The following is a 23,239-nucleotide window of genomic DNA, read 5'->3' as shown; positions in this document are numbered from 1 at the left end:
TGAACAACCCTGAGGCCTGCGGCGAATAGAACCGAATTCCGCTCTGGACACTGCCGGGTTGCGTTGCACATTGTGACCAAACCAGATGAGGCCACGCATGCTGCTGTCGATTGATCACGTCCGGAAATCTTATGCCGGAGGACGACCCGTTCTGAACGATGTCTCGCTGAGTCTGGAACAAGGTCAAACACTGGCACTGACCGGCGAAAGCGGTAGTGGCAAGAGCACCCTTCTGCATCTGGTCGCGGCGCTGGATGGATTTGACGGCGGAGAGATCACTCTGGACGATCAACCGCTGTCGCCGCTGAATGACACTGACCGCGCTGCATTGCGTCGCAACAGCCTGTCGCTGGTGTTTCAGCAGTTCAACCTGATCCCGTCGCTGACAGTCGCGCAAAATCTCTCGATTCATGCACGCCTTGCGGGGCGAGGCGACACCAAGTGGATCGGGCATCTGAGCGAACGGCTCGGGTTGTCCGAGCTGCAGGATCGATACCCCGAAAGCCTCTCGGGCGGCCAGCAACAGCGCGTTGCTATCGGACGCGCCATGGCAACGCGGCCCAAACTGCTGCTTGCGGATGAGCCCACCGGCAATCTGGACGAAACGGCCAGTGCCGTCGTGCTGGACCTGATGCTGTCTCTGGTGGCCGATACGGGTGCAGCGTTGCTGCTTGTCACGCATTCGAACGAGATTGCCGCGCGGCTCGACCGACGCGCGCATCTGTCGGGTGGTCGCATTACATGATTGGTCCTGCCGTTCAGTCTCTGCTATCTCACTGGCGCGCGCATCCGCTGCAACTGGTGACGTTGCTGACAGGGATTGCTCTGGCCACCTGTCTCTGGTCCGCCGTTCAGGCCATCAACGCCGAAGCGCGTGCCAGCTATGCACGCGCCAATGCCCAGCTTGCCATTGGGCAGTTCGATGAGCTTCAGAATCCCGGTGGCACCATTACCTTGCAGCAATATGCAGAACTCAGGCGCGTTGGCTGGCAGGTTGCGGCGGTTCTCGAAGGCACCCTGCGCGTGGCAGAGCGTCGCCTGCGCCTGATGGGTGTCGACATGGTGGCCTACCCTGCCTTGCCCGCTGTTACAGAAGTCAATGAAAGCACCACCCCCCCTGATCCCTCCGATGTTCTGACCGCGCCGGGGCGTTTGATTATGGCTCCCGACCTTGTCCCCCTGTTCGAGGTGACGGAGACTTTTCCGCCTGTGATTGAGACCACCGCCCTGCCCCCGGATCTCATCCTTACCGATATCGGCGTGGCCGAACGTCTGCTGGGGCGTCCGGGGCAAATCTCGCGACTGGTGATCCTGCCCCAGCAGCCCCGCGCGGTATCGCCCTTGTCTGAGGTCGCACCTGAATTGCAACGCATCAGCGCGTCGGCGCAAATGGACACCGCGCAACTGACCGACAGTTTCCACCTGAACCTGACGGCCTTTGGTCTGCTTTCATTCGCAGTCGGCCTATTCATTGTCCACGGCACGGTCGGACTGGCCTTTGCCCAAAGACGCGGCATGATCCGTACCCTGCGCGCGCTGGGGCTGCCACTGAAACAACTGGTGATCATCGTGCTGGGCGAATTGCTGTTCATCGCCCTGATCGGAGGCATCCTGGGCCTCATCCTGGGCTTCTTCCTGGCAGGCGCACTGCTGCCCGACGTTGCCGCCACATTGCGCGGGCTCTACGGCGCACCGGTCGACGGGCAAATGTCCCTGCGCCCGCAATGGATCGCTGCGGGGCTTGCCATGGCAATCGGCGGCACCCTTGTCGCCAGCGGCCATGCCCTGTGGCGGCTGTCGCGCATGCCGATCCTTGCAGGCCCCGGTTTGCAAGCGTGGCGCAGTCAGGGATCCACGCGCCTCAGCGGAGCCTTGGGGCTTGGATTGATCGCCGCTGGGATCATCATCTTTTTCGCAGCCGATGGTTTGCTATCAGGTTTCGCACTGCTGGCCGGAGTGTTGACAGGTGCCGCCCTGACCCTGCCCGCACTGCTATCCGCAATCCTCTCTTACTTTGCACGTCAGGCAAAAGGCCCGCTAGCGCAATGGGTTTGGGCCGACATGCGCGCGCAGTTGCCGGGCCTGTCACTCGCGCTGATGGCACTACTTCTGGCGCTCGCCGCGAACATCGGCGTGGGCACGATGGTCTCGAGTTTTCGGCTCACCTTTATCGGCTGGCTCGACCAGCGCCTGACATCCGAGCTCTACGTGACTGCACAAGACGAAGCTCAGGCCGCGCAGATAGCGGAATGGCTGGACCAGCAAGTCGCGGCAATCTTACCCATTCGCAGCACCGAACTGCCGCATGAGACAGGTCCATTGTTTCTGTATGGCATCGTCGATGATGATACCTATCGCCAGAATTGGCCGCTGATCGCCCAAGCAACCGATGTATGGGATAACGTCCTGCTACGCGGTGATGTGTTGATCAATGAACAACTCGCCCGCCGCGCCGATCTCTGGCCCGGCGATACGCTGTCGCTCTCGCCGGAACATGAACTGAGCATCGCTGGCGTGTATTCCGACTATGGTAACCCCACCGGACAGGCGATCGTTGCGATGCCCATTCTCGATCAGATCGCCCCCGGCACGGCCGACCGACGCTTTGGTATCCGTATCGCGCCCGACCGCGCAACCGATCTGGCCCAAACCCTGCGGCAGCGGTTCGATCTGCCAGCTCGCGCAGTTGTCCACCAGGCAGCAATGAAAGCCCAATCACTGGCGATATTCGAAAAAACCTTCGTCGTGACCTCGGCCCTGAACATCTTGACGCTCGGGGTCGCGGGCTTTGCGATCCTGACGAGCCTGCTGACGCTGTGGACACAACGCCTGCCGCAGGTCGCTCCGGTTTGGTCTTTAGGGCTCACACGCGCACAGCTGGCACGGCTGGAGCTTCTGCGCAGCGTGCTACTGACCGCCCTGACCGCCTGTCTGGCGCTACCGCTTGGGGTGGTGCTTGCCTGGGTTCTGTTGACAGTGATCAACGTCCAGGCCTTTGGCTGGAAGCTCCCGATGCACCTCTTCCCCGGCGACTGGATTGGGCTGTTTCTGCTAACCTTGATCGCCGCGACCCTCGCGGCGGCATTGCCCGCTTGGCGGCTGCTCCGCCTGCCCCCTGCCGCCCTGCTGAGAGTTTTCGCAAATGAACGTTAAAGCCCTCGTTCTCTTCCTCCTGCTCCCGGTTACGGCCTGGGCGCAAGGCTATGCCGGGCTAGGTGGCAGCGCCGATGGATTCGATCGCCCAGCCGCTGGATACAGTTTCCAGTTCCCCCGCGATCATGGCCCGCACTCAACCTACCGGATCGAGTGGTGGTATCTGACCGCAAATCTAACCGGAGAGGACGGGCGCGACTATGGCATCCAATGGACCTTGTTTCGCTCGGCGCTGAAACCGTCGGAAGCCGACGGATGGCAAAGCCCTCAAATCTGGATGGGCCACGCCGCGGTCACGACGCCTGATGCGCACTATTTCACCGAACGCCTGTCGCGCGGGGGCGTTGGTCAGGCAGGTGTCATCGCAAATCCGTTCGAAGCCTGGATCGACGAATGGCACATGCGCGGAGACATCGAGGGTTCGATGGACCTGACCGCCAACGGCAATGATTTCGGCTATGATCTAAGTCTTCAAGCGCAGGGTCCGCTGGTGTTCCACGGAGAAGACGGATACTCTATTAAATCCGCCGACGGGCAAGCCAGCTTCTATTACTCGCAACCTTTCTACAGCGTCGCGGGCACCCTACATCTGCCGGACCGTGATATCTCTGTGACCGGTCAGGGCTGGCTGGACCGCGAGTGGTCCTCGCAACCGCTGGCCGAAGATCAGAGCGGCTGGGATTGGTTCTCGCTCAGCTTCAACGGCGGAGACAAACTGATGGCTTTCCGCCTGCGCGGTGCGCGCGGCGATTTCACCGCCGCGACATGGATCAACGCGGATGGCCAGACGCAGGCGCTGCCAGATGGGTCGGTCAAATTCACAGCCCTCGGGACCAGTCCGGTCGCGCAGCGCGACATTCCGACCAGATGGCGCGTTCAGGTGCCGGATCGTGAGCTTGATGTTGAAGTAGCCGCCCTGACCCCCCGATCCTGGATGGGTACAAGCTTCGAGTATTGGGAAGGCCCGATAACCATTTCAGGCAGCCACAGCGGGCGCGGTTATCTTGAAATGACCGGGTATTAGGGATTTGTCACCGAACCCGCCAACGATATCGGCAGAAAGATTGCTTGCCAGGTTCAGATCTTCTGGTTGAACGTCGATATGTGCGGCTCAGTTTCGCATCAGAAAACCAGGTGTTTCGCCTGACAGGTTTTCTGAAGAGCAGCCCAGAACCCTATTTTTTAAGCGTATATTGCTCTGAAATGATTGATGTGGTGCCCAAGGAGAGACTCGAACTCTCACGCCCGTGAAGGCGGGGGATTTTGAATCCCCTGCGTCTACCATTCCGCCACTTGGGCCACGTCACTTGGATTAGCCTTCAACTGACGGAAGGTCCAGAGGCAAAAAACAACCATTGGCACGTTTGTTTAAGTGACAGAGGTTGACCCCTCTTCAGGTGCATGCTTTGGCTTGGCCCAACAATTGCCGGGATACTTGTACCTTATGTTGCGATCACTTTATGACTGGACCATTCGTCTGGCCGAGCATCCTCACGCGCTTTGGGCGCTGGCGGTTGTCGCTTTTGTAGAAAGCTCGTTTTTTCCCATCCCGCCGGATGTTTTGATGATTCCCATGATCCTGGCACGCCCGTCTCGGGCATGGTTGATTGCCTCGGTCGCGCTGGTGGCTTCCGTTCTCGGGGGAATTCTGGGTTACGCAATCGGTGCCTTCTTCTATGAAAGCCTCGGCCAACCTGTGCTGGAGGCTATGGGTAAGGCCCATGCCATGGAAGAGTTCAACACCCGCTTCAACGATTTTGGCTTCTGGGCCGTGCTCACCGCCGGAGTTACGCCGTTCCCTTACAAAGTGATCACGATCATGTCGGGTTGGACCGGGATGCCGTTGGGAACCTTCATCGCAACATCGATACTCGCGCGGGCACTGCGATTCTTCGTCGTGGCTGGTCTGCTCTGGGGCTTCGGCGAACCGATCAGAGACTTCATCGAAAAACGACTTGGGCTGGTATTTACGCTATTCATCGTGTTGCTGGTCGGAGGTTTCTTCCTGGTACGTTACCTATGACACGGAAATCACTGATTTTACTGGCCACCACAGGGTCGGCCGCCTTGTTACTGGGTGCTTGGGCGTTTCAGTACATAGGCGGACTGGCTCCGTGCAAAATGTGTATATGGCAGCGTTATCCGCATGGAGTGGCTGTGATTCTGGGTGTGCTGGCCTTTGCGTTTCCGGGCATCCGTCCTCTGCCCTTGCTAGGTGCGCTCGCCGCCGCAACAACCGCCGGGATCGGTTTGTTCCATGCAGGCGTTGAGCAAGGCTGGTGGGAGGGCCCTTCGACGTGCACCTCTGGCCCAATCGGTGGGCTGAGCGCCGAGGAATTGCTGGATCAGATCATGTCTGCCCCACTGGTACGCTGCGACGACATCCCGTGGGAGATGCTCGGAATTTCCATGGCTGGTTGGAACGGGCTTCTCTCAAGCGCGCTTGCATTGATCTGGATTGCTGCCTGGCGAGCGCGCTAGGCGATTATTGCTGATCCAGCTCCGCATCCCAATAGAGGAAATCGATCCAACTGTCGTGAAGGTGGTTTGGCGGGAATTTACGGCCAATATTACGAAGGGCCTCAGCATCAGGTTGACGCGGCGGTTTGTTCAGAGACATCCTGGCTTGCCGCAGCGATTTCGACCCTTTGCGCAGGTTACACGGGCTGCAGGCAGCAACCACGTTCTGCCAGCTGGTAACACCACCCGCCGCACGCGGAACGACGTGATCGAAAGTAAGCTCTCCGCGGCTGCCACAGTATTGGCACTTGAATTCATCCCGCAGAAATAAATTAAAGCGCGTGAAGGCCACGCGCTTTCTGGGTTTTACATAATCTTTCAAAACAACGACCGAGGGTATTCGGATCTCGGTACTTGGGCTTCGAACCACTTCGTCGTATTCGGCAACTATGTCCACGCGGTCCAGCCACGCCGCTTTGATGGCCTCCTGCCAGGGCCAGAGAGACAGCGGATAATAGGAAAGCGGGCGATAATCGGCGTTCAGAACCAATGCCGGATGATGCCTCAGCGCACCGGGTTCCCTGACAAATTCGGTCCTGAAGTCTCCGTCCATATCAGAATCGCTCCTCGCTCTGTACTGCCCGTTTGTGACATCAGAGCGGGGAACACCCGCCCCGGCCTTAAGTTAACTATATATCGTGTTAAATCTCTGACAAGTGCCGAGTTCACACAACATCTCGGGTACTGGTTAGGACGAATCCGTAACAGATAAGTGACACTTATCCACAGGTTGCGCAGATGTGGCGCGGGCGCTATGGCGGTGGCATGTCCTGGTTCATCCGCTTCAACAAACCTTTCGATGTGTTGCCGCAGTTCACCGACCGCGCCAACGCCGACTCGCCCCGCGCCACACTGTCGGACTTCATCGATCTGCCCGGCGTGTATCCAGCCGGGCGGCTGGACCGAGATAGTGAGGGCTTGATGCTGCTGACCGATAACGGGCGGCTGCAGGCACAGATATCCGATCCCAAGCACAAGATGGCCAAAACCTATTGGGTACAGGTCGAAGGCCTACCCGACGCAGCCGCACTTAAGGCGCTGCGTGATGGCGTTGAGCTTAAGGATGGTCTGACGCGTCCCGCCAAGGCGCGTTTAATTGATGAGCCTTCAGACCTCTGGCCGCGCACCCCGCCGATCCGTGTCCGTCAGACAGTACCGGATAGTTGGATCGAACTGACGATCCGTGAAGGTCGCAATCGTCAGGTTCGCCGCATGACGGCAGCTGTAGGCCATCCGACCTTGCGCCTGATCCGCGCCCGGATCGGAGACTGGTCCTTGGACGGCCTTGAGCCCGGCCAGTGGGAGAGCCTGCCGATGCCAGAGATAAGCGCCGCACCATCGCGCAAACGGGACAGACGTCCGCGCCGATGACAGGGACTGCCCCTAAATGCTAGACTGGCTTCATGAAAGTAACGCCCGACATACCCGCCCCGTCAGCGATACTAGAAGCAGCTCTTTACGTGGATGATCTGGACGCGGCCGAGCGGTTCTATGGTGAGCTGCTTGGACTTTCGAAGATTCAGCGGGTGTCTGACAGGCACGTCTTCTATCGAATCGGCGGCTCGGTCCTGCTGATTTTCAATGCGGACAAGACCGAAAAGCCACCACTGAACCCCGATCTGCCTGTCCCACCTCACGGCGCGCGCGGACCCGGCCATGTATGTCTGGTTCTGACCCGACCCGAGATCGAAGTGATGCGAAGGCACCTGCTTGACTGGAACGTACCGGTGGACGCCGAGTTTGACTGGCCCAGTGGCGCGCACTCGCTTTATGTGCGCGATCCTTCAGGTAATTCAGTTGAGTTTACCGAGGCACATCTGTGGGATTAACCTAGATCGAGACGTTTGGATATCCGATCCACCGGAGTCCCGTCACGAAGTAGCACGCCATATTTTACCGAGAAATCGCGAAAACCCATCTTTTCATAGTAATTCAGACCCAGAGTGTTATCGGCCCGTATGGTCGCGTTGATGCTGTTGAAACCCAGAGCACGGGCCAATTTCTCAGTTTCCGCAAACAATGCACACCCTGCCCCTTTCAACGCTGGCTCTCGACGGGTGAACGTCGCTATGTCGGCGCAATCATCCGGTAGGCTTTCGTGGATCCCGAGCCATTGGAAGCCAGCCACCTGACCTTTGTTATCCAGCGCGACATGGCAGCAAAGCTTGTCAGACCCTTTGAGATAGCTTTGGACAAATAGTGTTTCAGAGAATGGAAACTCAAACGCTGTCGTTCCGCCGATCTCGATGATCTGATTGAGGATGCTGCAGGCGTCTGCCACATCCTCTCTCATCATGGGGCGGATGACGATCATCTTACAGACTCAGCTTGTCGCGCATGAAGGCCAGCGCGACGCTCAGGCCATCCGGCGCGATGCCGTGGCCAGTGCCCTTCATCACATGAGCATAAATCTCTTTGAACCCGGCTGTTTGCAGCGCCTCGGCGGCCTCGGGCAGTGATTGCGGCGGCACCACATCATCGGCGTCACCATGGACCAGCAGAATTGGCATGCGGCTCACGGTTTCGTCCGGCAGCAAGTCTGGTTCCAGCAAACGGCCCGAGAAGGCGACGATCCCGGCCACCGGGTCTTCGCGGCGCGGGGCGACATGCAGGCTCATCATGGTGCCTTGGCTGAAGCCAAACAGAACGACCTGCTCTGGCAGGACATCTTCATCCACCATCAGCGCGTCCAAGAATGCGTTGAAATCCTCAACCGCCATTTCCATGCCACGCCGCGCCTCTTCTTCGGACGAGCCATCAATCCACGGGATCGGAAACCATTGAAAGCCGTTCGGCATGCCTGGGATTTGTTCCTGCGCATCGGGCGCCACGAACAGCGTATCCGGCAAATGCTCACCCAGAGGATCAGCCAGCCCCAGCAGATCAGCACCGTTCGCGCCATAGCCATGCACAAACACCACGACCGAGCGTGTATCCCCCGAAACCGGCTCTTTCCGGAGCGCATTCAAAACCCGTGTCATCTGATCCCTTCTCTGTCTTTTGCGACCCGGTAATAGGCCCACAGCACCCGTGCCGCAACTGATCGCCACGGCGACCACGCTTCGGCCATCTGGCGCAACTCTTTGTCTTTTGGTCTTTCTGGTAAGTCGTAGAGGATGCGCGCGGCCTCTTGCAGGGCCAAGTCACCCGGTGCAATCACATCGGCACGGCCCAGCGAGAACATGGCGTAAATCTCAGCGGTCCAGACACCGATCCCCGGTACCTCGGTCAGAATTGCGACCACTTCGTCATCCGGTGCATCGCGAAGCGCTTTGTAATTGATCCGCGCCTCGGCCAACGCGCGGGCATAGCGGATTTTCTGACGGCTGAGACCCACCGCTCTCAGGTCGTCATCCGTTGCCCGCATGATCTTGCGCGGGCCGGTCAATTTGGCGACCTGCAATCGCTTCCAGATTGCATTTGCCGAGGCTACGCTGACCTGCTGACTGACAATCGCACTGAGAAGCTGCGCAAACCCGTCCGGCTTACGCCGCAATGGCAGAGGGCCTGTTTGCGCCATCGCATAAGCCATCCTCGGGCAAGCCCCGGCCAGCCATTCGGCCCCTTCATTTACGCAGTCCGGTGTTTCGATGATGCGTCCGACGGACATGCGCTCTCCGATAAATGATCCTTGTCCGCACGTTAGGCTGATGTGCCGCATATGCAACCCGCTTGTGCCGAGTCTCAATCGTAGATAACCATTCGCTCATGACAATGATCGCTGCCACCCCCAACGACAGTCAGGCCAAACGCAACGTCGCCGTTTTGGTGGCGGCGCAGGCGATATTGGGTGCGCAGATGCCAATGATGTTCATCGTCGGAGGGCTTGCCGGTCAATCGCTGGCCAGCAACGCCTGCCTTGCAACGCTGCCGATTTCACTGATCGTACTGGGTTCGATGCTGGCCGCCACACCGATCTCGGCCATCATGCAGCGCTGGGGGCGCCGCGCCGGGTTTCTTGTGGGATCGACCGCGGGTGCTACAGGCGGGGTTATCGGCGCCTATGGCCTTTACCTCGGCTCGTTCCCGATCTTCCTGATCGGTAGCTTTCTGACCGGCATCTACATGAGCGCGCATGGCTTCTATCGCTTTGCCGCCGCCGATACCGCGTCCGACGCATTCCGGCCCAAGGCGATTTCTTACGTCATGGCCGGAGGGCTCGCAGCTGCTATCATCGGCCCGCAGATCGTTAAGCTGACCTCGCAGGCCTATGTGATCCCGTTTTTGGGCACCTATCTGGCCGTGATCGCGATCAATGTGGTTGGCTCTGCCCTGTTCTTCTTCCTCGACATCCCCACGCCGCCGAAACCTACCGAGGATGAACCCAAAGGCCGCACACGATTAGAGCTGCTCAGAACTCCGCGCATCGCTGTGGCCATCATTTGCGCCATGGTCTCTTACGCGCTGATGAACCTTGTGATGACGTCCACACCTCTGGCCGTTGTCGGATGCGGATATACCGAGGGCGATGCAGCCGATATCGTGACCAGCCACGTGCTGGCGATGTATATTCCCAGCTTTTTCACCGGCCATCTGATCGCGCGGTTTGGGGTCGAAAAGATCGTGGCCCTCGGTCTGGCCATCCTCGGCGGCGCAGGCATTGTCGCCCTGCAAGGTGTTGATCTTGGTAACTTCTTCGCCGCTCTGATCCTGCTGGGCGTCGGCTGGAACTTTGGCTTCATCGGCGCCACCAGCATGCTGGCCGACTCGCACGAAGTACACGAACGCGGACGGATGCAGGGCCTGAACGACCTGCTGGTCTTTGGCGGCGTGACTTTCGCCTCGCTTGCGTCTGGCGGGTTAATGAACTGCTCGGGCGGTTCAGCGGTCGAAGGCTGGACGGCGGTCAACCTCGCCATGATCCCGCTGCTGACCCTTGCGGGCGGCGCGCTGTTGTGGCTGGTCCTGAGACCATCAGACCCCCAAACTGCCTGATCCTACCAGCGTCCGGTTGCTGCTGTCTTCATCAGGGAAAACCGGCGGCGGATTTCACCCTGCGCCAACGCGCCCGAAGCCACGCTCCCGGGCTGGGTCAGAGCCTTCTGCAGTACCCATTCCGTCTGCCAGCCTGCATAGAGCGCAGGCCGCGCCTGGGCCGAGACCTCATTGCGCACAGAACGCGCCCGTGCCAATCGGTCCAGCGCCTTTTGCGCTAGCGCCCGAACGCCGTCATGTGTACCATCGAGCAAGGGAATGCGACCGCGCGCTTCAAGTTCGGGAATGGCGCGCAGCCAATTTGCAATCCCCGTCGCATAGCCAAAGTCGCGCAGCACAGTTTCGTCTGCCGAGCCCAAAGCCTGCGCGGATACAACCATCAGAGTCCCGGCGCTATGGTTTATGTAGGCATCAAAATGATCTTCATCCTCAAACGGATCACGATAAACATCCCAACGCCTTACAGCCACATACTCATCCAGCTGCGCCGCGAGATGCGGAGAGAGTACACGCGACAACGGCGTAACAACCTCATGCCGACGCACGATGGGGCCTTCAGCAATTTCCTGCAACGCATCGCGCCACCATTGCAGGCGCATTTCGGCGATCATGCTTTCCTGCGTCACCCAGGGCGCGCGAGCCACCTCGACATTCAGCGCATAGATCGGAAACAGAACCGCCCGCGCTGCGACCGGCGCCGCCATCGCCGCCATGAACCGGTCCGGATCAGCGCGGTGCACCAGCGCCGCGCAGGCCTTGATGTCGTCGTCGAATTCCACGCTATTCGGCTGCCGCTGACTGCGGGCTGCAATCGCTCACCAGCTTCCACTGGATCGCGTCCAACAGCGCCTCGAACGAGGCATCGATAATGTTCGCACTGACGCCAACTGTGGACCAACGCCGCCCCTGCCCGTCTTCGCTGTCGATGATCACGCGCGTGACCGCCTCGGTCCCGCCTTGAGTGATGCGCACCTTGAAGTCGACCAACCGCATATCCGACAGTATCTGCGAATACTGCCCCAAATCCTTGGCCAGAGCTTTCGCCAGCGCGTTCACCGGGCCGCGATCGCTGCCGCTTTCATCGAGTGATTCACTCACCGACAGCTTCTTCTCGCCATCCACTTTCACAACAACGACCGCCTCGGACAGGCTGACCATCTTGTTGTATTTGTTCTTCCGGCGCTCAACGGTCACCTTATATCGTTTGACCTCAAAGAATTCGGGCAGTTGCCCCAACTCATCCCGCGCCAACAGTTCGAAACTGGCCTGCGCGGTGTCGTAGGAATAGCCCTCGGCCTCGCGCAGTTTGATCCGCTCCAGAATACGCCCCAGCGCCGGATCGCTCGCTTCAACGGCCAATCCTGCATCGGTCAGCCGTTTGCGCAGGTTCGATTGCCCAGCCTGGTTCGACATCGGAATAATGCGCGCATTGCCGACACTTGCGGGATCAATATGCTCATAGGTCGTCGGGTCCTTGAGGATCGCGCTGGCATGCAGCCCGGCCTTATGCGCAAAAGCCGACGCGCCGACATAGGCACTCTGCTTGCTGGGCACGCGGTTCAGGATATCATCCAGCATCCTGCTGATCCGCGTCAATCCGGCCAGAGCCTCGGGCTTCACTCCGATCTCATAGTGCGAGGCATAGGGCTCTTTCAGCATCAACGTCGGGATCAAAGCGGTCAGGTTGGCGTTACCGCAGCGCTCTCCCAAACCATTCAGCGTCCCCTGTATCTGCCGCGCGCCCGCGTCAACGGCAGCCAGCGAGCACGCCACGGCATTTTCGGTATCGTTATGAGTATGAATACCCAGCCGATCCCCGGGTAGACCGGCCGCAATCACCTCAGACACGATCCGCCCGACTTCTGCCGGCAAGGCCCCGCCATTGGTGTCACACAGAACCACCCACCGTGCCCCCGCATCGAGCGCAGCGCGACAGACTTCAACCGCATATTCCGGTTTGTCCTTGTAGCCATCAAAGAAATGCTCGGCATCAAACAGAGCCTCCCGCCCCTGCGCCACGATATGCGCGACCGAGGCACGAACGTTCTCGGTGTTCTCCTCCAGCGTGATACCAAGCGCATGGGTCACGTGGTAATCGTGCGATTTCCCCACGAGACAAACGGCTGGTGTTCCCGCGTTCATCACAGCAGCCAGAACGTCATCATTCTCCGCCGATCGGCCCGCGCGTTTGGTCATCCCAAACGCGGTCATACAGGCCGAAGTCTTGGGCGCGGCATCAAAAAAGGCGCTGTCAGTCGGGTTCGCCCCGGGCCAGCCTCCTTCGATGTAATCAAGCCCCAACGAATCCAGAGCCTGCGCGATCTGTACCTTCTCTGCGGTCGAGAACTGTACGCCTTGCGTCTGCTGCCCGTCGCGCAAGGTGGTGTCATAGAGATAAAGGCGCTGTTTGGTCATTCGACCGCCTCCAACTTCGCGGCATCAAAGCCAGCACCTGGCACCAATTCCACACCGTCCTTGCTCATCCGAACCTCCAGCCCTGCGGCGACATAGGCCGCCTTCAGGCGATCGACCTCAGAGAAATCCTTGTTCTGCATCGCAAGAGCGCGCGCATCGGCCAGTTTTTCTGCGTGGGATGACAGATCAGCCACGGCGGTATGCGCCCAAGCTGCCATTTCATCCGTCAACAGCCCGATTACCTGTGCACTCGCCAGCAATAAAGCAGCGTTGCTGTCAGCAGCCAAACGATGAAGTTCAGCGATGGCACCTGCCGTGTTCATGTCATCTGCAAGCGCATCAATGACCGCAGGTGCCGCGGTGGCAGCGGGCTCGATGCCTGCTGTCAGCGCCCGCCACTTGCGCAACGTTGCCTCGGCTTCGCGTGCCTTCTTCTCGGTCCAGTCCATCGGCTTGCGATAATGGGTCTGCAGGAACACAAACCGGATCACCTCACCCGGCACACCCTGCTCCAGCAAGTCATGAACGGTGAAGAAATTGCCCAGCGATTTGGACATCTTCTTGCCCTCGACCTGCAGCATCTCATTATGCATCCAGACACGCGCGAATTCGCCATGCGGATGGGCGCATTTGCTCTGAGCAATCTCGTTCTCGTGATGCGGGAACATCAGATCGTTACCGCCGCCATGAATGTCAAAGCTTTCGCCCAACAGCTCATAGCTCATCGCCGAGCACTCAATGTGCCAGCCCGGACGCCCCCGGCCCCATGGGCTGTCCCAGCCGGGCAACTCATCGGTCGACGGCTTCCACAGAACAAAATCCATCGGGTTTTTCTTGTAAGGCGCAACCTCAACCCGAGCGCCCGCGATCATGTCATCGACCGACCGTCCAGAAAGAGCGCCGTAGTGCTCCTTCCAGCTATCCACCGCAAAAAGAACATGCCCCTCGGCGACATAGGCATGCCCCTTGGCGATCAGGTCTTCGATCATCGCAATCATCTGCGCGATATATTCTGTGGCACGAGGCATCGCGTTCGGCTCCATCGCCCCAAGCGCGCCCATATCATGAAGATACCAGCCAATGGTCTCGTCCGAACGCTCCTGCACCAACTGCTCAAGCGAACCCTCGGCTCCGGCCTTCTTACGCGCCAGAGCGGTGGCGTTGATCTTGTCGTCCACGTCGGTGAAATTGCGCACATAGGTCACGTGATCAGCACCGTACACATGCCGCAACAAACGATAGAGCACGTCGAACACAACCACAGGCCGTGCATTCCCCAAATGCGCCCGGTCATAGACCGTCGGACCACAGACATACATCCGCACATTGTCGGGATCGATCGGCGCGAAATCCTCTTTCGTCCGTGTCCTTGTGTTGTGCAGTTTGATCGTCGTCATCTGGTCGTGCTCCTGAAACAGCATATACGTCACGCGTTGGCGCGGGCTTAGCAACTTGTCTCAGAGATGAAAACGAAAGAAACCGGCCCGCTTGAGAAATCAGCAGGTAATGCAGCAGATAATGATGCAAGTTTTCCGGTTCATGCGCTTTGCCTAGCACGGGATCGGTTTTGAGCCAAGCCTTGAGTTTTAGCGCCCTCAGCGGCAGTCTGCCCACCATGACCCGTGATTACGTCAATTCCGTATGCGCAGACCTGCCCGGTGCCGAACTTTCCGACCCTTGGGGTGGCGGCCACGACGCATGGAAAGTTGGCGGCAAGATGTTCGCCTGCGTCGGTTCGGTCGGCGACGGAGTTTCGATCAAGACGCCCGACATAGAGACCGCGCAGATGCTGATTGATGCCGGGATCGGCACCAAAGCCCCCTATTTTCACCGCAGTTGGGTCCGGCTGCCTTGGGAAACCGAAGTCGACGAGATGCGGCACCGTCTGGTCACCTCGTACGACATTGTCCGCGCATCGCTGACCAAGAAAGTGCAATCTGGCTTGCCGCCACGAAGCTGATTGACAAAGCTGCGGCGCTCTGCCCCATTCGGCGTAAGGACCGGAGGGCGCGTCATGAAATTATCGCATCGCATCACGCATCTGACAGGCGGTGGATCGGATGGATGGGACGTTTTCTACCGCGCGCGCCGGATGATCGGCGAAGGTCGCGCGGTCACCGAACTGACCATTGGCGAACATGATATCCGAACCGATCCTTCAATTCTGGCTGCGATGGATGCCTCTGCCCGTGACGGTCACACCGGCTATGCCATGGTGCCCGGCACAGACCTGCTGCGCGATACAGTCGCTGCCCGCGTTCAGCTGCGCACCGGGGTCAGAACAACACGTGACAACGTAATGATTACGCCGGGTGGACAGGCCGCGCTATTCGCTGCGCATACGGCGCTCTGCGATCCTGGTGATGTTGGCCTGTATCTCGATCCTTATTATGCCACCTATCCCGGCACAATTCGCGGGGCCGGTGCTATTGCCAGACCCATCGCAACCCGTGCAGAAGATGCGTTTCAACCGCGCGCGCAGGATATCGACGCGGCCGCTGACGGCGCGGTATCGCTGCTGATCAACACGCCGAACAACCCAACGGGAGTGGTGTATTCCACCGAAACGCTCTCGGCCATTTCGAAGCTTTGCGAGCGCCGCGATTTGTGGCTGATCTCGGATGAAGTCTATGACACTCAGGTCTGGGACGGCACCCATGTCTCGCCGCGCGCCCTGCCCGGCATGGCCGAGCGTACATTGGTGATCGGATCAATGTCGAAATCGCATGCCATGACAGGCTCACGCTGTGGCTGGATCGTCGCGCCGGAGGAGGTGATCGAGCACCTGATCAACCTTGCCACCCATACGACATACGGAGTGCCCGGTTTCATTCAGGACGCCGCCAGCTTTGCCCTGAGCGCCGGTCACGAACTGGAAGATCGGATATCCGAGCCATTTAGACGTCGCCGCGCATTGGCGCTTGAAGTGCTGGGCGCGCAACAAGCCGTTGGTTTGATCCCGGCACAAGGAGCGATGTACCTGATGCTCGATATCCGCGCCACCGGCCTCAGCGGAGAAGCCTTTGCCAACGCACTATTGGACACCCATTCCATCGCCGTTATGCCCGGTGAGAGTTTTGGGACCGCCGCCGCCGGACACGTCCGTGTCGCCATGACGATAGCGGATGAGAAGTTTGCCGCCTCGCTGAAATTGCTCTGCGATTTCGCTGCGCAGTTGGCCGGAGGAGTTCAGACAGCTACCGCCTGATGCCCGGATCAGAACCGGAACGTGGTCCGCAAATTGAACACATTTGCATCCAGACCTCGGCCCGAGGTTGGAATATCATCGAAATCCTGTCGCAAAGCCTCGCCACTGATGACGAACCGATCGCCTAGCGGATAGGCAACACCGATCCCGTAAACGGCAGCCGTGTCGCTATCACCCGAGGTACTGGCGCGTGCGGTGCCCACCACCACATAGCCGAGGGCCGGGCCAAAATCGTACCCGCCGCGCAGCTTCAGGCGAGACATACTATCGAGGCTTCCCTGAGACTGACCCAGATCAAGGTTCAGGCGGTTATATTCCAGTTCACCACCCAGAACGAAATTGCCAAAATCGTAGTCGTAACCGATAAGCGGTCCAAAGCTGCCACCGTTGCCCCCTGCACCACCAGATCCATCTACGTCCGCATAACCAAAACTGAACCCGGCATAGGCACCGGTCCAATCCTCAGCCAAAACGGGTCCAGCCACCGCGAACAGTACTGCGACAAGTGTGGCCTTTATCGATTTCATTCAGACCTCCGAACCTATGGTGCCGGTCTGGGCGGATTGGCGGGGCTGCGTTTCAACACCTTGCAGCAATGATTATAAATTAAACTCTCGCGCTTTCGTTAATTAACTATGTACAGAGTAACAGATTTCTAGCGTAACGGGAAAAACATTTTCTCACGCTTAGTTGTGGTTCCATGACTAATTTCTGATAAAAAATATCCATACCCAAGTCGCAAACGGGACAGATTATGTCGCCCGGTATTGGAACACTCTGGACACCAGACTGAGGGTACGCATGCAAAGTGATGTCGGAAAAATAAGCCTGATCAGCCGCACCATTGGTGCGGATCGGGGACGTGCGGCACGCGGCAGGCCAGCGACACGCTGATCACACCTGAATATACGCTTGCAATCTCAGAACCGGACTCAACTCTATGAACGATCAAACCCGTACTTCCTCCCGCAGTGGTGGGCGCGCTGCGCGCCGTGCTGCCCGCGCCACGGCACTGCCAGAGCATCTCCGCCCCATCCGTCCCGGAATGGAAGGCGGTGTCCTCAATGTCCTGACCCAGGCCCAGATCGAGCGCATCCACGAGGCTGCCCTGACGGCGCTCGAAACCATCGGTCTGGCAGATGCGCCGCAAAGCGGTATCGATTATCTGACCGCCGCCGGGTGCACATTGGGCGACGATGGCCGCATTCGTTTTCCGCGTGCGCTGGTGGAAGATACGATTGCCAAGGCCAATCGCTCGGTCACGCTGTACAGTCGGGATGGCAAAACCGATCTGGAACTGACTGGTACCAAGGTTCACTATGGCACGGCCGGTGCTGCGGTCAGCATGGTCGATGTCCACGGACAGGAATATCGTGACTCAACCGTCCAAGATCTACACGACGCCGCGCGTATCTGCGAACAGCTTGAAAACATTCACTTTGTTCAGCGTCCGATGGTCTGCCGCGATATCCCTGACAACCTTGAGATGGACCTGAACACAATCTACGCCGCGTGTTCGGGCACCTTCAAACACATCGGCACTTCTTTCACAGAACCCAGCCATGTCGCACCGGCAATGGAGTTGATCCACATGATTGCCGGTGGCGAGGACGCCTATCGCGAACGACCTTTCGTGTCGAACTCGAACTGCTTTGTTGTTCCGCCAATGAAATTTGCGACCGAAAGCTGCGAAGTGATGGAGGAATGCATCAAGGCCGGGATGCCCGTTCTGCTGCTTTCCGCTGGCATGGCCGGTGCTACCGCGCCCTCAACCATCGCCGGAGCGATCATGCAAGCTACCGCTGAATGTCTGGCTGGACTGGTTTATGTAAACGCCGTAAGTCCCGGTGCTCCGGCGATTTTTGGCACCTGGCCCTTTGGCCTCGACCTGCGGACGGGCGCGATGTCTATCGGATCAGGCGAGCAAGCCTTGCTGACCGCTGGATGTGCGCAAATGCATCGCTTCTATAATCTGCCCGGCGGTGCCGCTGCGGGCGCATCGGACTCGAAACTGCCCGATATGCAAGCCGGGTGGGAGCAGATGTGTTCCAACGTCATGGCAGGCCTGTCGGGTCTGAACATGGTGTACGAAGCGGCTGGCATGCACGCCTCTCTGCTAGGCTTTTGCCATGAAAGCCTCATCCTCAGCGATGATCTGATCGGTCAGGCGCAGCGCTGCGTGCGCGGCATTGAGGTCAGTGATGAAACGCTCGCGCTGGATCAAATCGCCGAGGTCTGCATGGGTGGCCCCGGGCACTATCTGGGTACGGATGCGACGCTCAGCCGGATGCAGGCAGATTACGTCTATCCGACTTTCGGCGACCGGACCTCGCCCAAGGAGTGGGCGGAACTCGGAAAGCCCGATCTGATCGAAAAGGCCATCGCTCGGAAGGAAGAGATCTTGGCGACCCCTTCCATGGCTCGGTTCGATCCGGTTCTGGATGCTGAACTGCGCAGCAGGTTCAACATTCACTTGCCTACGTAAGATGTTGAAAACAGGCAGCTCGATGCATATCGAGCTGCCTTCTTTATCGCTACGTTCACCCGTTGGATGGCGGTAGCAACCCTGCTTCCTGCGCGACCGCGATCTCTTCGGGATCCAACGCTCCGTCCCCATTGGCATCCATCAGCGCAAAGCCATCGGCATCGACACCAGGTACAACCGCCTGCACTTCTTCGATGGTCAGAACCCCGTCGCCATTTGTGTCAGCCGTTCCCTGTGCCAGAGCCATCATCGGCAGTCCAAAAGCCAGAGTGGAAAGTATCGCTAGTTTCTTCGGTTCCATTTGTGCCTCCTGAGTGTGTTTTAGGTGTATTTCTCGTCCGGACAGGCACCACAAAACGCCTCTTAATCACACAGGTCACCCGCATTCCGCGATGCCAAGCCATTCAGGCCAATCTCTGCGTGTTTGACCGAGTCGCATCCGCAAAGCCCTGCCGGGCAAAACGGCCAACCGAAGATTAGGCAAGCTTTACCCGATGAAAGGCGTGCGATCCGGCAAGGGTCTGCTGAAAAGACCGACTCGGCGGCCCAAAAAGAAAGGGGGCCGAAGCCCCCTGTCAGTTTCGCCTTCCAGGCTCATTTCGTTGACCGCCCGGTGTTTTTTTGCCTGCGGCCTGGACTGCGCATGGGGCGAGCGCACCCGCCCCGTGAGAGAGTGGGAGGGAGCAAATATTCCGCCCCACCCTGTTCCCGGCCAACACGGGCATGTCGGCCGAGTGGACCAAGGCATCGATGGTAAGTCTCAGCGCCTTGCTCCGAATTCGTCGGGGTCGGTACCTGTGGCAGCTATCCGACCCCTGCACCCCGGGTTGCCGGGGCGCTGAACTCAGCTACACCCGCTTGTCGCGCCGCAGGTGTTGCATTTCATGCAGGTGCCGTTGCGCACCAGCGTGTAGTTTCCGCATTCGCCGCAAGGATCGCCCTCATACCCTTGCATCTTGGCTTTGGTGCGGGCGTCCATTCCGGTTGCGACTGCCGTTTCAGCAGGTGCTTCGAAAGCGGCTGAGGTTTCTGCCATGCCGGTTACGTCAGCCTGACCACCGTTAAAGACCATCAGATCTTGCGGCAGACGCTTGCGCAAATAGCCAGTCGAACTGATTTGTTTCAGCACTTCCAACGACTTGGTCGCCGCGCTGTCGCTGATCTCAGACACATTCGACAATCCGTCTTCCTCGCCACGGCCCAGATCGTCGAACGTCGCGCCTTCGGGCTTCACATGGGCCAGATCGGTGCGGTCCAGATAGGACACAGCCAGTTCACGGAAGATATAGTCTAGGATCGATGTCGCGTTCTTGATCGAGTCGTTGCCCTGCACCATCCCTGCCGGTTCGAATTTGGTGAAGGTGAAGGCGTCCACGAACTCTTCTAGCGGCACGCCATATTGCAGACCAACCGACACGGCGATGGCAAAGTTGTTCATCATCGCCCGGAAGCCAGCGCCTTCCTTGTGCATGTCGATGAAGATCTCGCCCAGCTTGCCGTCTTCGAACTCACCAGTGCGCAGATAGACCTTGTGGCCACCCACGATTGCCTTCTGAGTGTAACCCTTGCGGCGATGCGGCAGTTTCTCGCGGTGGCTGCGGATCATTTCCTTGACCACAACCTTCTCGATCACTTTCTCGGCCAGAACGACAGCTTTTTCCTGCGTCGAGCCGCTTTCCAGCACTTCCGCTGCCTCGTCGTCATCCTCGACCAGCGCCGCGGCCAGGGGCTGCGACAGTTTTGAGCCGTCGCGGTACAGCGCATTGGCCTTCACACCCAGCGACCAGCTGAGTTCGTAGGCCTTCTGGCAATCCTCGATGGTCGCGTCGTTCGGCATGTTGATCGTCTTCGAGATCGCACCCGAGATGAAGCTCTGCGCCGCCGCCATCATAGTGATGTGGCTATCAACCCCCAGGAAACGCTTGCCTTTCTTGCCGCACGGGTTGGCGCAGTCAAAGATCGCGTAGTGTTCCTCTTTCAGGTGCGGCGCGCCTTCCAGCGTCATGGTTCCGCAGACGTGGTCATTGGCCGCGTCGATATCCGCCTTGGTAAAGCCCAGATGGCGCAGCAGGTCGAATGTCGGGTCGTTCAGCTTGGTCGCCGGGATGCCCAGAACGCCGGTGCAGAAATCCTCGCCCAGTGTCCACTGGTTGAAGACGAACCGGATGTCGAAGGCGCTTTCCAGTGCGGCGTCCACTTTGGCCAGTTCATTCGGCCCAAAGCCATGACCGGTCAGCGAGGTGTGGTTGATCCCCGGTGCGTTGCCGATGGTGCCGTGCCCAACCGCATAGCCCACGATCTCTTCGATCTGAGCCGAGGAATAGCCCAGCTTCTCCAGCGCCGAAGGCACCGAGCGGTTGATAATCTTGAAGTAACCGCCACCGGCCAGCTTTTTGAATTTAACCAGCGCAAAATCGGGCTCGATCCCGGTTGTGTCGCAGTCCATCACCAGACCAATAGTGCCGGTCGGTGCGATAACTGTGGCCTGCGCGTTGCGGTAGCCGTTCTTCTCACCGAGGTTCAGCGCCTCATCCCAAGCCGACATGGCCAGATCGACCAGACGTTTGTCCGGGCAATTGCCGTGGTCCAGAGGCACCGGCTTCACGGCCAGCTTCTCATAACCGTCGGTCACACCTTGCGACGCACGGCGGTGGTTACGGATGACGCGTAGCATGTGATCGGCGTTGCGCTCATATCCTTTGAACGGGCCAAGCTCGCCTGCAATCTCCGCCGAGGTCGCATAAGCCACACCGGTCATGATCGCGGTCAGCGCGCCACAGATCGCCCGGCCCTCGTCCGAGTCATAGCTGTAGCCCATGTTCATCAGCAGACCGCCAATATTGGCGTAACCCAGACCCAAAGTACGGAAGTCATAGGACAGTTGCGCGATTTCCTTCGACGGGAACTGCGCCATGGTCACCGAGATTTCCAGCGTCAGGGTCCACAGGCGCGAAGCGTGCATATAGTCCGCCGCCTGGAACTCACCATCCTTGAGGAAGGTCAGCAGGTTCATCGACGCCAGGTTACAGGCCGTGTCATCGAGGAACATATATTCCGAGCACGGGTTCGAGCCGCGAATCTCACCATCTTCGGGGCATGTGTGCCATTCGTTGACGGTATCGTGGAATTGAATGCCCGGATCGGCACAGGCCCAAGCGGCGTGGCCAACTTTCTCCCAAAGGTCCCGCGCCTTGACGGTGCGAGCGACCTTGCCGTCGGTGCGGTTGATCAGTTCCCAATCGGCATCTTTCTCGACAGCGGTCAGGAACGCATTGGTCACGCGGATCGAGTTGTTCGAGTTCTGACCCGAGACCGAGCTATAGGCCTCCGAATCCCAGTCCGTGTCGTAAGTCGGGAACTCGATGCTGTCGTGACCCTGCCGCGCATAGTCCAGCACGCGCTTGATGTAAGTTTCGGGGATCGCAACTTTTTTCGCCTCACGCACCGCTTTCTTCAAACTATCATTCTTGTTGGGCTCATACGCATCGTCCTGCGCACCGTCCCAGCTGCGGATGGCCTCGAAAATGCCATTCAGCATCTTCTCGTGCATCTTTGATCCCGCAACGATCGAGGCAACCTTCTGCTCTTCGATCACTTTCCACTCGATGAATTGCTCGATATCCGGGTGATCCGCATCGACGATTACCATCTTTGCTGCCCGACGGGTTGTCCCGCCCGATTTGATCGCGCCGGCGGCGCGGTCACCGATCTTGAGAAAGCCCATCAGGCCCGAGGACTTGCCGCCACCCGACAGCGCCTCGCCCTCAGCCCGCAGATGGCTGAAGTTGGTCCCGGTACCTGAGCCGTATTTGAACAGGCGCGCCTCGCGCACCCACAGATCCATGATACCGCCTTCGTTGACCAGATCATCATCTACGGACTGGATGAAGCACGCATGCGGCTGCGGGTGCTCGTAAGCCGATTTCGATTTGGTCAGCTTGCCGGTTTTGTAGTCAACATAATGGTGACCCTGCGCCGGACCGTCGATTCCATATGCCCAGTGCAGACCGGTGTTAAACCACTGCGGCGAGTTAGGCGCGGCGCGCTGGGTTGCCAGCATATACCGCATCTCATCAAAGTAAGCGCGCGCGTCGTCCTCGGTCGAGAAATAGCCGCCCTTCCAGCCCCAATAGGCCCAAGCACCAGCCAAACGGTCGAACACCTGCTTTGACGAAGTTTCACCATCGAATTCAGCGTCATCAGCGGGAACAGAGCGCCACAGGAACTCAGGGACGTCCTTCTCCTTGACCTTTTTCAGCTTGGACGGAACACCCGCCTTGCGGAAATACTTCTGCGCGATGACGTCGCTGGCTACCTGGCTCCACTTCGCGGGAACCTCGATCTCGTCCAAGCGGAACACGATGGTGCCATCCGGATTGCGGATCTCGGACGTTGCGGACACAAAATCCAGCTCGGCATATGCATCCTGCCCCGGTTTGGTGAATTTTCTTTCAATCTTCATGTCCGCTGCCCCAGCTTCACGTTGTCCAAAATTTTCAACCCCGACACCAAATCTTGTGTTG

21 protein-coding genes and 1 tRNA gene are annotated in these 23,239 nt (G+C 58.9%); 11 read left to right on the top strand and 11 right to left on the bottom strand.

All coding sequences use genetic code 11. The annotated features are described in order from the left end of the window. The first annotated feature begins 97 nt into the window (after positions 1-97). From ACR3EM_RS05135 to ACR3EM_RS05125, 3 genes are read left to right on the top strand one after another with little or no spacing between them, the layout of a single operon-like run. Positions 98-745 (top strand): ABC transporter ATP-binding protein, encoded by a 648-nt coding sequence (locus tag ACR3EM_RS05135; protein ID WP_480469731.1) that lies wholly within the window; start codon positions 98-100, stop codon positions 743-745. Further along, complete coding sequence (locus ACR3EM_RS05130; RefSeq protein WP_480469730.1) at positions 742-3,153, top strand: ABC transporter permease; 2,412 nt, start codon at positions 742-744, stop codon at positions 3,151-3,153. The genes ACR3EM_RS05135 and ACR3EM_RS05130 overlap by 4 nt, the downstream gene beginning before the upstream one ends. Further along, positions 3,143-4,177: a lipocalin-like domain-containing protein gene (locus ACR3EM_RS05125; protein WP_480469729.1), complete on the top strand. Its 1,035-nt coding sequence runs from the start codon at positions 3,143-3,145 to the stop codon at positions 4,175-4,177. The genes ACR3EM_RS05130 and ACR3EM_RS05125 overlap by 11 nt, the downstream gene beginning before the upstream one ends. Positions 4,178-4,366: 189 nt before the next feature. On the opposite strand, the gene ACR3EM_RS05120 is transcribed toward ACR3EM_RS05125, so the two are convergent. Then, positions 4,367-4,452, bottom strand: a tRNA-Leu gene (locus ACR3EM_RS05120). A gap of 145 nt (positions 4,453-4,597) precedes the next feature. Here ACR3EM_RS05120 and ACR3EM_RS05115 point away from each other — a divergent pair. Together ACR3EM_RS05115 and ACR3EM_RS05110 are read left to right on the top strand one after the other, a co-directional pair. Beyond that, positions 4,598-5,176, top strand: a complete 579-nt coding sequence (locus ACR3EM_RS05115) for a YqaA family protein (RefSeq protein WP_480469728.1) — start codon at positions 4,598-4,600, stop codon at positions 5,174-5,176. Beyond that, the gene (locus tag ACR3EM_RS05110; protein ID WP_480469727.1) at positions 5,173-5,634 is read left to right on the top strand and encodes a disulfide bond formation protein B; all 462 of its coding nucleotides are present in this window, start codon (positions 5,173-5,175) and stop codon (positions 5,632-5,634) included. Before ACR3EM_RS05115 ends, ACR3EM_RS05110 begins: the two co-directional genes overlap by 4 nt. A 4-nt stretch (positions 5,635-5,638) precedes the next feature. Here ACR3EM_RS05110 and ACR3EM_RS05105 read toward each other — a convergent pair whose 3' ends face one another. Further along, positions 5,639-6,226 carry an HNH endonuclease gene (locus ACR3EM_RS05105; RefSeq protein ID WP_480469726.1) on the bottom strand — a complete coding sequence of 196 codons (588 nt, stop codon included), beginning with the start codon at positions 6,224-6,226 and terminating at the stop codon, positions 5,639-5,641. A gap of 212 nt (positions 6,227-6,438) precedes the next feature. On the opposite strand from ACR3EM_RS05105, the gene ACR3EM_RS05100 reads away from it, so the two are divergent. Continuing rightward, positions 6,439-7,044 carry an rRNA large subunit pseudouridine synthase E gene (locus tag ACR3EM_RS05100; RefSeq protein ID WP_480471895.1) on the top strand — a complete coding sequence of 202 codons (606 nt, stop codon included), beginning with the start codon at positions 6,439-6,441 and terminating at the stop codon, positions 7,042-7,044. A gap of 32 nt (positions 7,045-7,076) precedes the next feature. Continuing rightward, positions 7,077-7,502, top strand: coding sequence for a VOC family protein (locus ACR3EM_RS05095; RefSeq protein WP_480469725.1), 426 nt, complete (start codon positions 7,077-7,079; stop codon positions 7,500-7,502). Here the strand turns inward: ACR3EM_RS05095 and ACR3EM_RS05090 are convergent. The 3 genes from ACR3EM_RS05090 to ACR3EM_RS05080 are packed head-to-tail and all read right to left on the bottom strand — an operon-like array spanning position 7,499 to position 9,283. Beyond that, positions 7,499-7,987: an N-acetyltransferase family protein gene (locus ACR3EM_RS05090; RefSeq protein WP_480469724.1), complete on the bottom strand. Its 489-nt coding sequence runs from the start codon at positions 7,985-7,987 to the stop codon at positions 7,499-7,501. The two genes, ACR3EM_RS05095 and ACR3EM_RS05090, sit on opposite strands and share 4 nt — an antisense overlap. A 1-nt stretch (position 7,988) precedes the next feature. Continuing rightward, on the bottom strand, positions 7,989-8,654 hold the full coding sequence (locus ACR3EM_RS05085; protein WP_480469723.1) for an alpha/beta hydrolase: 666 nt from the start codon (positions 8,652-8,654) through the stop codon (positions 7,989-7,991). Beyond that, the gene (locus tag ACR3EM_RS05080; protein ID WP_480469722.1) at positions 8,651-9,283 is read right to left on the bottom strand and encodes a DNA-3-methyladenine glycosylase family protein; all 633 of its coding nucleotides are present in this window, start codon (positions 9,281-9,283) and stop codon (positions 8,651-8,653) included. The genes ACR3EM_RS05085 and ACR3EM_RS05080 overlap by 4 nt, the downstream gene beginning before the upstream one ends. Positions 9,284-9,381: 98 nt before the next feature. Here ACR3EM_RS05080 and ACR3EM_RS05075 point away from each other — a divergent pair, with 98 nt between their 5' ends. Then, positions 9,382-10,608 (top strand): MFS transporter, encoded by a 1,227-nt coding sequence (locus ACR3EM_RS05075; protein ID WP_480469721.1) that lies wholly within the window; start codon positions 9,382-9,384, stop codon positions 10,606-10,608. Positions 10,609-10,610: 2 nt separating this feature from the next. Here ACR3EM_RS05075 and ACR3EM_RS05070 read toward each other — a convergent pair whose 3' ends face one another. From ACR3EM_RS05070 to cysS, 3 genes are read right to left on the bottom strand one after another with little or no spacing between them, the layout of a single operon-like run. Then, entirely contained in the window at positions 10,611-11,387 is a 777-nt protein-coding gene (locus ACR3EM_RS05070; RefSeq protein ID WP_480469720.1) for a squalene/phytoene synthase family protein, read from the bottom strand. A 1-nt stretch (position 11,388) separates the two neighbouring features. Then, complete coding sequence (cimA, locus tag ACR3EM_RS05065) at positions 11,389-13,023, bottom strand: citramalate synthase (RefSeq protein ID WP_480469719.1); 1,635 nt, start codon at positions 13,021-13,023, stop codon at positions 11,389-11,391. Next, positions 13,020-14,420, bottom strand: coding sequence for a cysteine--tRNA ligase (cysS, locus tag ACR3EM_RS05060; protein WP_480469718.1), 1,401 nt, complete (start codon positions 14,418-14,420; stop codon positions 13,020-13,022). The genes cimA and cysS overlap by 4 nt, the downstream gene beginning before the upstream one ends. A gap of 218 nt (positions 14,421-14,638) precedes the next feature. Between cysS and ACR3EM_RS05055 the strand changes: the two genes are divergently transcribed. Both ACR3EM_RS05055 and ACR3EM_RS05050 read left to right on the top strand, forming a co-directional pair. Further along, on the top strand, positions 14,639-14,983 hold the full coding sequence (locus tag ACR3EM_RS05055; RefSeq protein ID WP_480469717.1) for an MmcQ/YjbR family DNA-binding protein: 345 nt from the start codon (positions 14,639-14,641) through the stop codon (positions 14,981-14,983). A gap of 54 nt (positions 14,984-15,037) precedes the next feature. Next, positions 15,038-16,231, top strand: a complete 1,194-nt coding sequence (locus ACR3EM_RS05050; protein WP_480469716.1) for a pyridoxal phosphate-dependent aminotransferase — start codon at positions 15,038-15,040, stop codon at positions 16,229-16,231. An 8-nt stretch (positions 16,232-16,239) separates the two neighbouring features. On the opposite strand, the gene ACR3EM_RS05045 is transcribed toward ACR3EM_RS05050, so the two are convergent. Continuing rightward, positions 16,240-16,758, bottom strand: a complete 519-nt coding sequence (locus ACR3EM_RS05045; RefSeq protein ID WP_480469715.1) for an outer membrane protein — start codon at positions 16,756-16,758, stop codon at positions 16,240-16,242. 413 nt (positions 16,759-17,171) lie between these two features. On the opposite strand from ACR3EM_RS05045, the gene ACR3EM_RS05040 reads away from it, so the two are divergent. After that, a complete protein-coding gene (locus ACR3EM_RS05040) occupies positions 17,172-18,716 on the top strand; it encodes a trimethylamine methyltransferase family protein (RefSeq protein ID WP_480469714.1) in 1,545 nt (514 codons plus the stop codon). A 55-nt stretch (positions 18,717-18,771) separates the two neighbouring features. Here the strand turns inward: ACR3EM_RS05040 and ACR3EM_RS05035 are convergent, their stop codons facing one another. Further along, positions 18,772-19,017: an EF-hand domain-containing protein gene (locus ACR3EM_RS05035; RefSeq protein ID WP_480469713.1), complete on the bottom strand. Its 246-nt coding sequence runs from the start codon at positions 19,015-19,017 to the stop codon at positions 18,772-18,774. Positions 19,018-19,560: 543 nt separating this feature from the next. Beyond that, positions 19,561-23,178 (bottom strand): vitamin B12-dependent ribonucleotide reductase, encoded by a 3,618-nt coding sequence (locus tag ACR3EM_RS05030; RefSeq protein WP_480469712.1) that lies wholly within the window; start codon positions 23,176-23,178, stop codon positions 19,561-19,563. Positions 23,179-23,239: the final 61 nt, after the last annotated feature.

The sequence above is a fragment of the Ruegeria sp. AH3 genome, from assembly GCF_056536265.1.
This window is presented reverse-complemented; position numbering and strand designations above follow the sequence as displayed.

Excerpts from the sequence above, each read along its gene's own strand:
- ACR3EM_RS05135 (WP_480469731.1), top strand. The coding sequence starts at position 98 with ATGCTGCTGTCGATTGATCACGTCCGGAAATCTTATGCCGGAGGACGA.
- ACR3EM_RS05130 (WP_480469730.1), top strand. The coding sequence starts at position 742 with ATGATTGGTCCTGCCGTTCAGTCTCTGCTATCTCACTGGCGCGCGCAT.
- ACR3EM_RS05125 (WP_480469729.1), top strand. The coding sequence starts at position 3,143 with ATGAACGTTAAAGCCCTCGTTCTCTTCCTCCTGCTCCCGGTTACGGCC.
- ACR3EM_RS05115 (WP_480469728.1), top strand. The coding sequence starts at position 4,598 with ATGTTGCGATCACTTTATGACTGGACCATTCGTCTGGCCGAGCATCCT.
- ACR3EM_RS05110 (WP_480469727.1), top strand. The coding sequence starts at position 5,173 with ATGACACGGAAATCACTGATTTTACTGGCCACCACAGGGTCGGCCGCC.
- ACR3EM_RS05105 (WP_480469726.1), bottom strand. The coding sequence starts at position 6,226 with ATGGACGGAGACTTCAGGACCGAATTTGTCAGGGAACCCGGTGCGCTG.
- ACR3EM_RS05100 (WP_480471895.1), top strand. The coding sequence starts at position 6,439 with ATGTCCTGGTTCATCCGCTTCAACAAACCTTTCGATGTGTTGCCGCAG.
- ACR3EM_RS05095 (WP_480469725.1), top strand. The coding sequence starts at position 7,077 with ATGAAAGTAACGCCCGACATACCCGCCCCGTCAGCGATACTAGAAGCA.
- ACR3EM_RS05090 (WP_480469724.1), bottom strand. The coding sequence starts at position 7,987 with ATGATCGTCATCCGCCCCATGATGAGAGAGGATGTGGCAGACGCCTGC.
- ACR3EM_RS05085 (WP_480469723.1), bottom strand. The coding sequence starts at position 8,654 with ATGACACGGGTTTTGAATGCGCTCCGGAAAGAGCCGGTTTCGGGGGAT.
- ACR3EM_RS05080 (WP_480469722.1), bottom strand. The coding sequence starts at position 9,283 with ATGTCCGTCGGACGCATCATCGAAACACCGGACTGCGTAAATGAAGGG.
- ACR3EM_RS05075 (WP_480469721.1), top strand. The coding sequence starts at position 9,382 with ATGACAATGATCGCTGCCACCCCCAACGACAGTCAGGCCAAACGCAAC.
- cimA (WP_480469719.1), bottom strand. The coding sequence starts at position 13,023 with ATGACCAAACAGCGCCTTTATCTCTATGACACCACCTTGCGCGACGGG.
- cysS (WP_480469718.1), bottom strand. The coding sequence starts at position 14,420 with ATGACGACGATCAAACTGCACAACACAAGGACACGGACGAAAGAGGAT.
- ACR3EM_RS05055 (WP_480469717.1), top strand. The coding sequence starts at position 14,639 with ATGACCCGTGATTACGTCAATTCCGTATGCGCAGACCTGCCCGGTGCC.
- ACR3EM_RS05050 (WP_480469716.1), top strand. The coding sequence starts at position 15,038 with ATGAAATTATCGCATCGCATCACGCATCTGACAGGCGGTGGATCGGAT.
- ACR3EM_RS05045 (WP_480469715.1), bottom strand. The coding sequence starts at position 16,758 with ATGAAATCGATAAAGGCCACACTTGTCGCAGTACTGTTCGCGGTGGCT.
- ACR3EM_RS05040 (WP_480469714.1), top strand. The coding sequence starts at position 17,172 with ATGAACGATCAAACCCGTACTTCCTCCCGCAGTGGTGGGCGCGCTGCG.
- ACR3EM_RS05035 (WP_480469713.1), bottom strand. The coding sequence starts at position 19,017 with ATGGAACCGAAGAAACTAGCGATACTTTCCACTCTGGCTTTTGGACTG.
- ACR3EM_RS05030 (WP_480469712.1), bottom strand. The coding sequence starts at position 23,178 with ATGAAGATTGAAAGAAAATTCACCAAACCGGGGCAGGATGCATATGCC.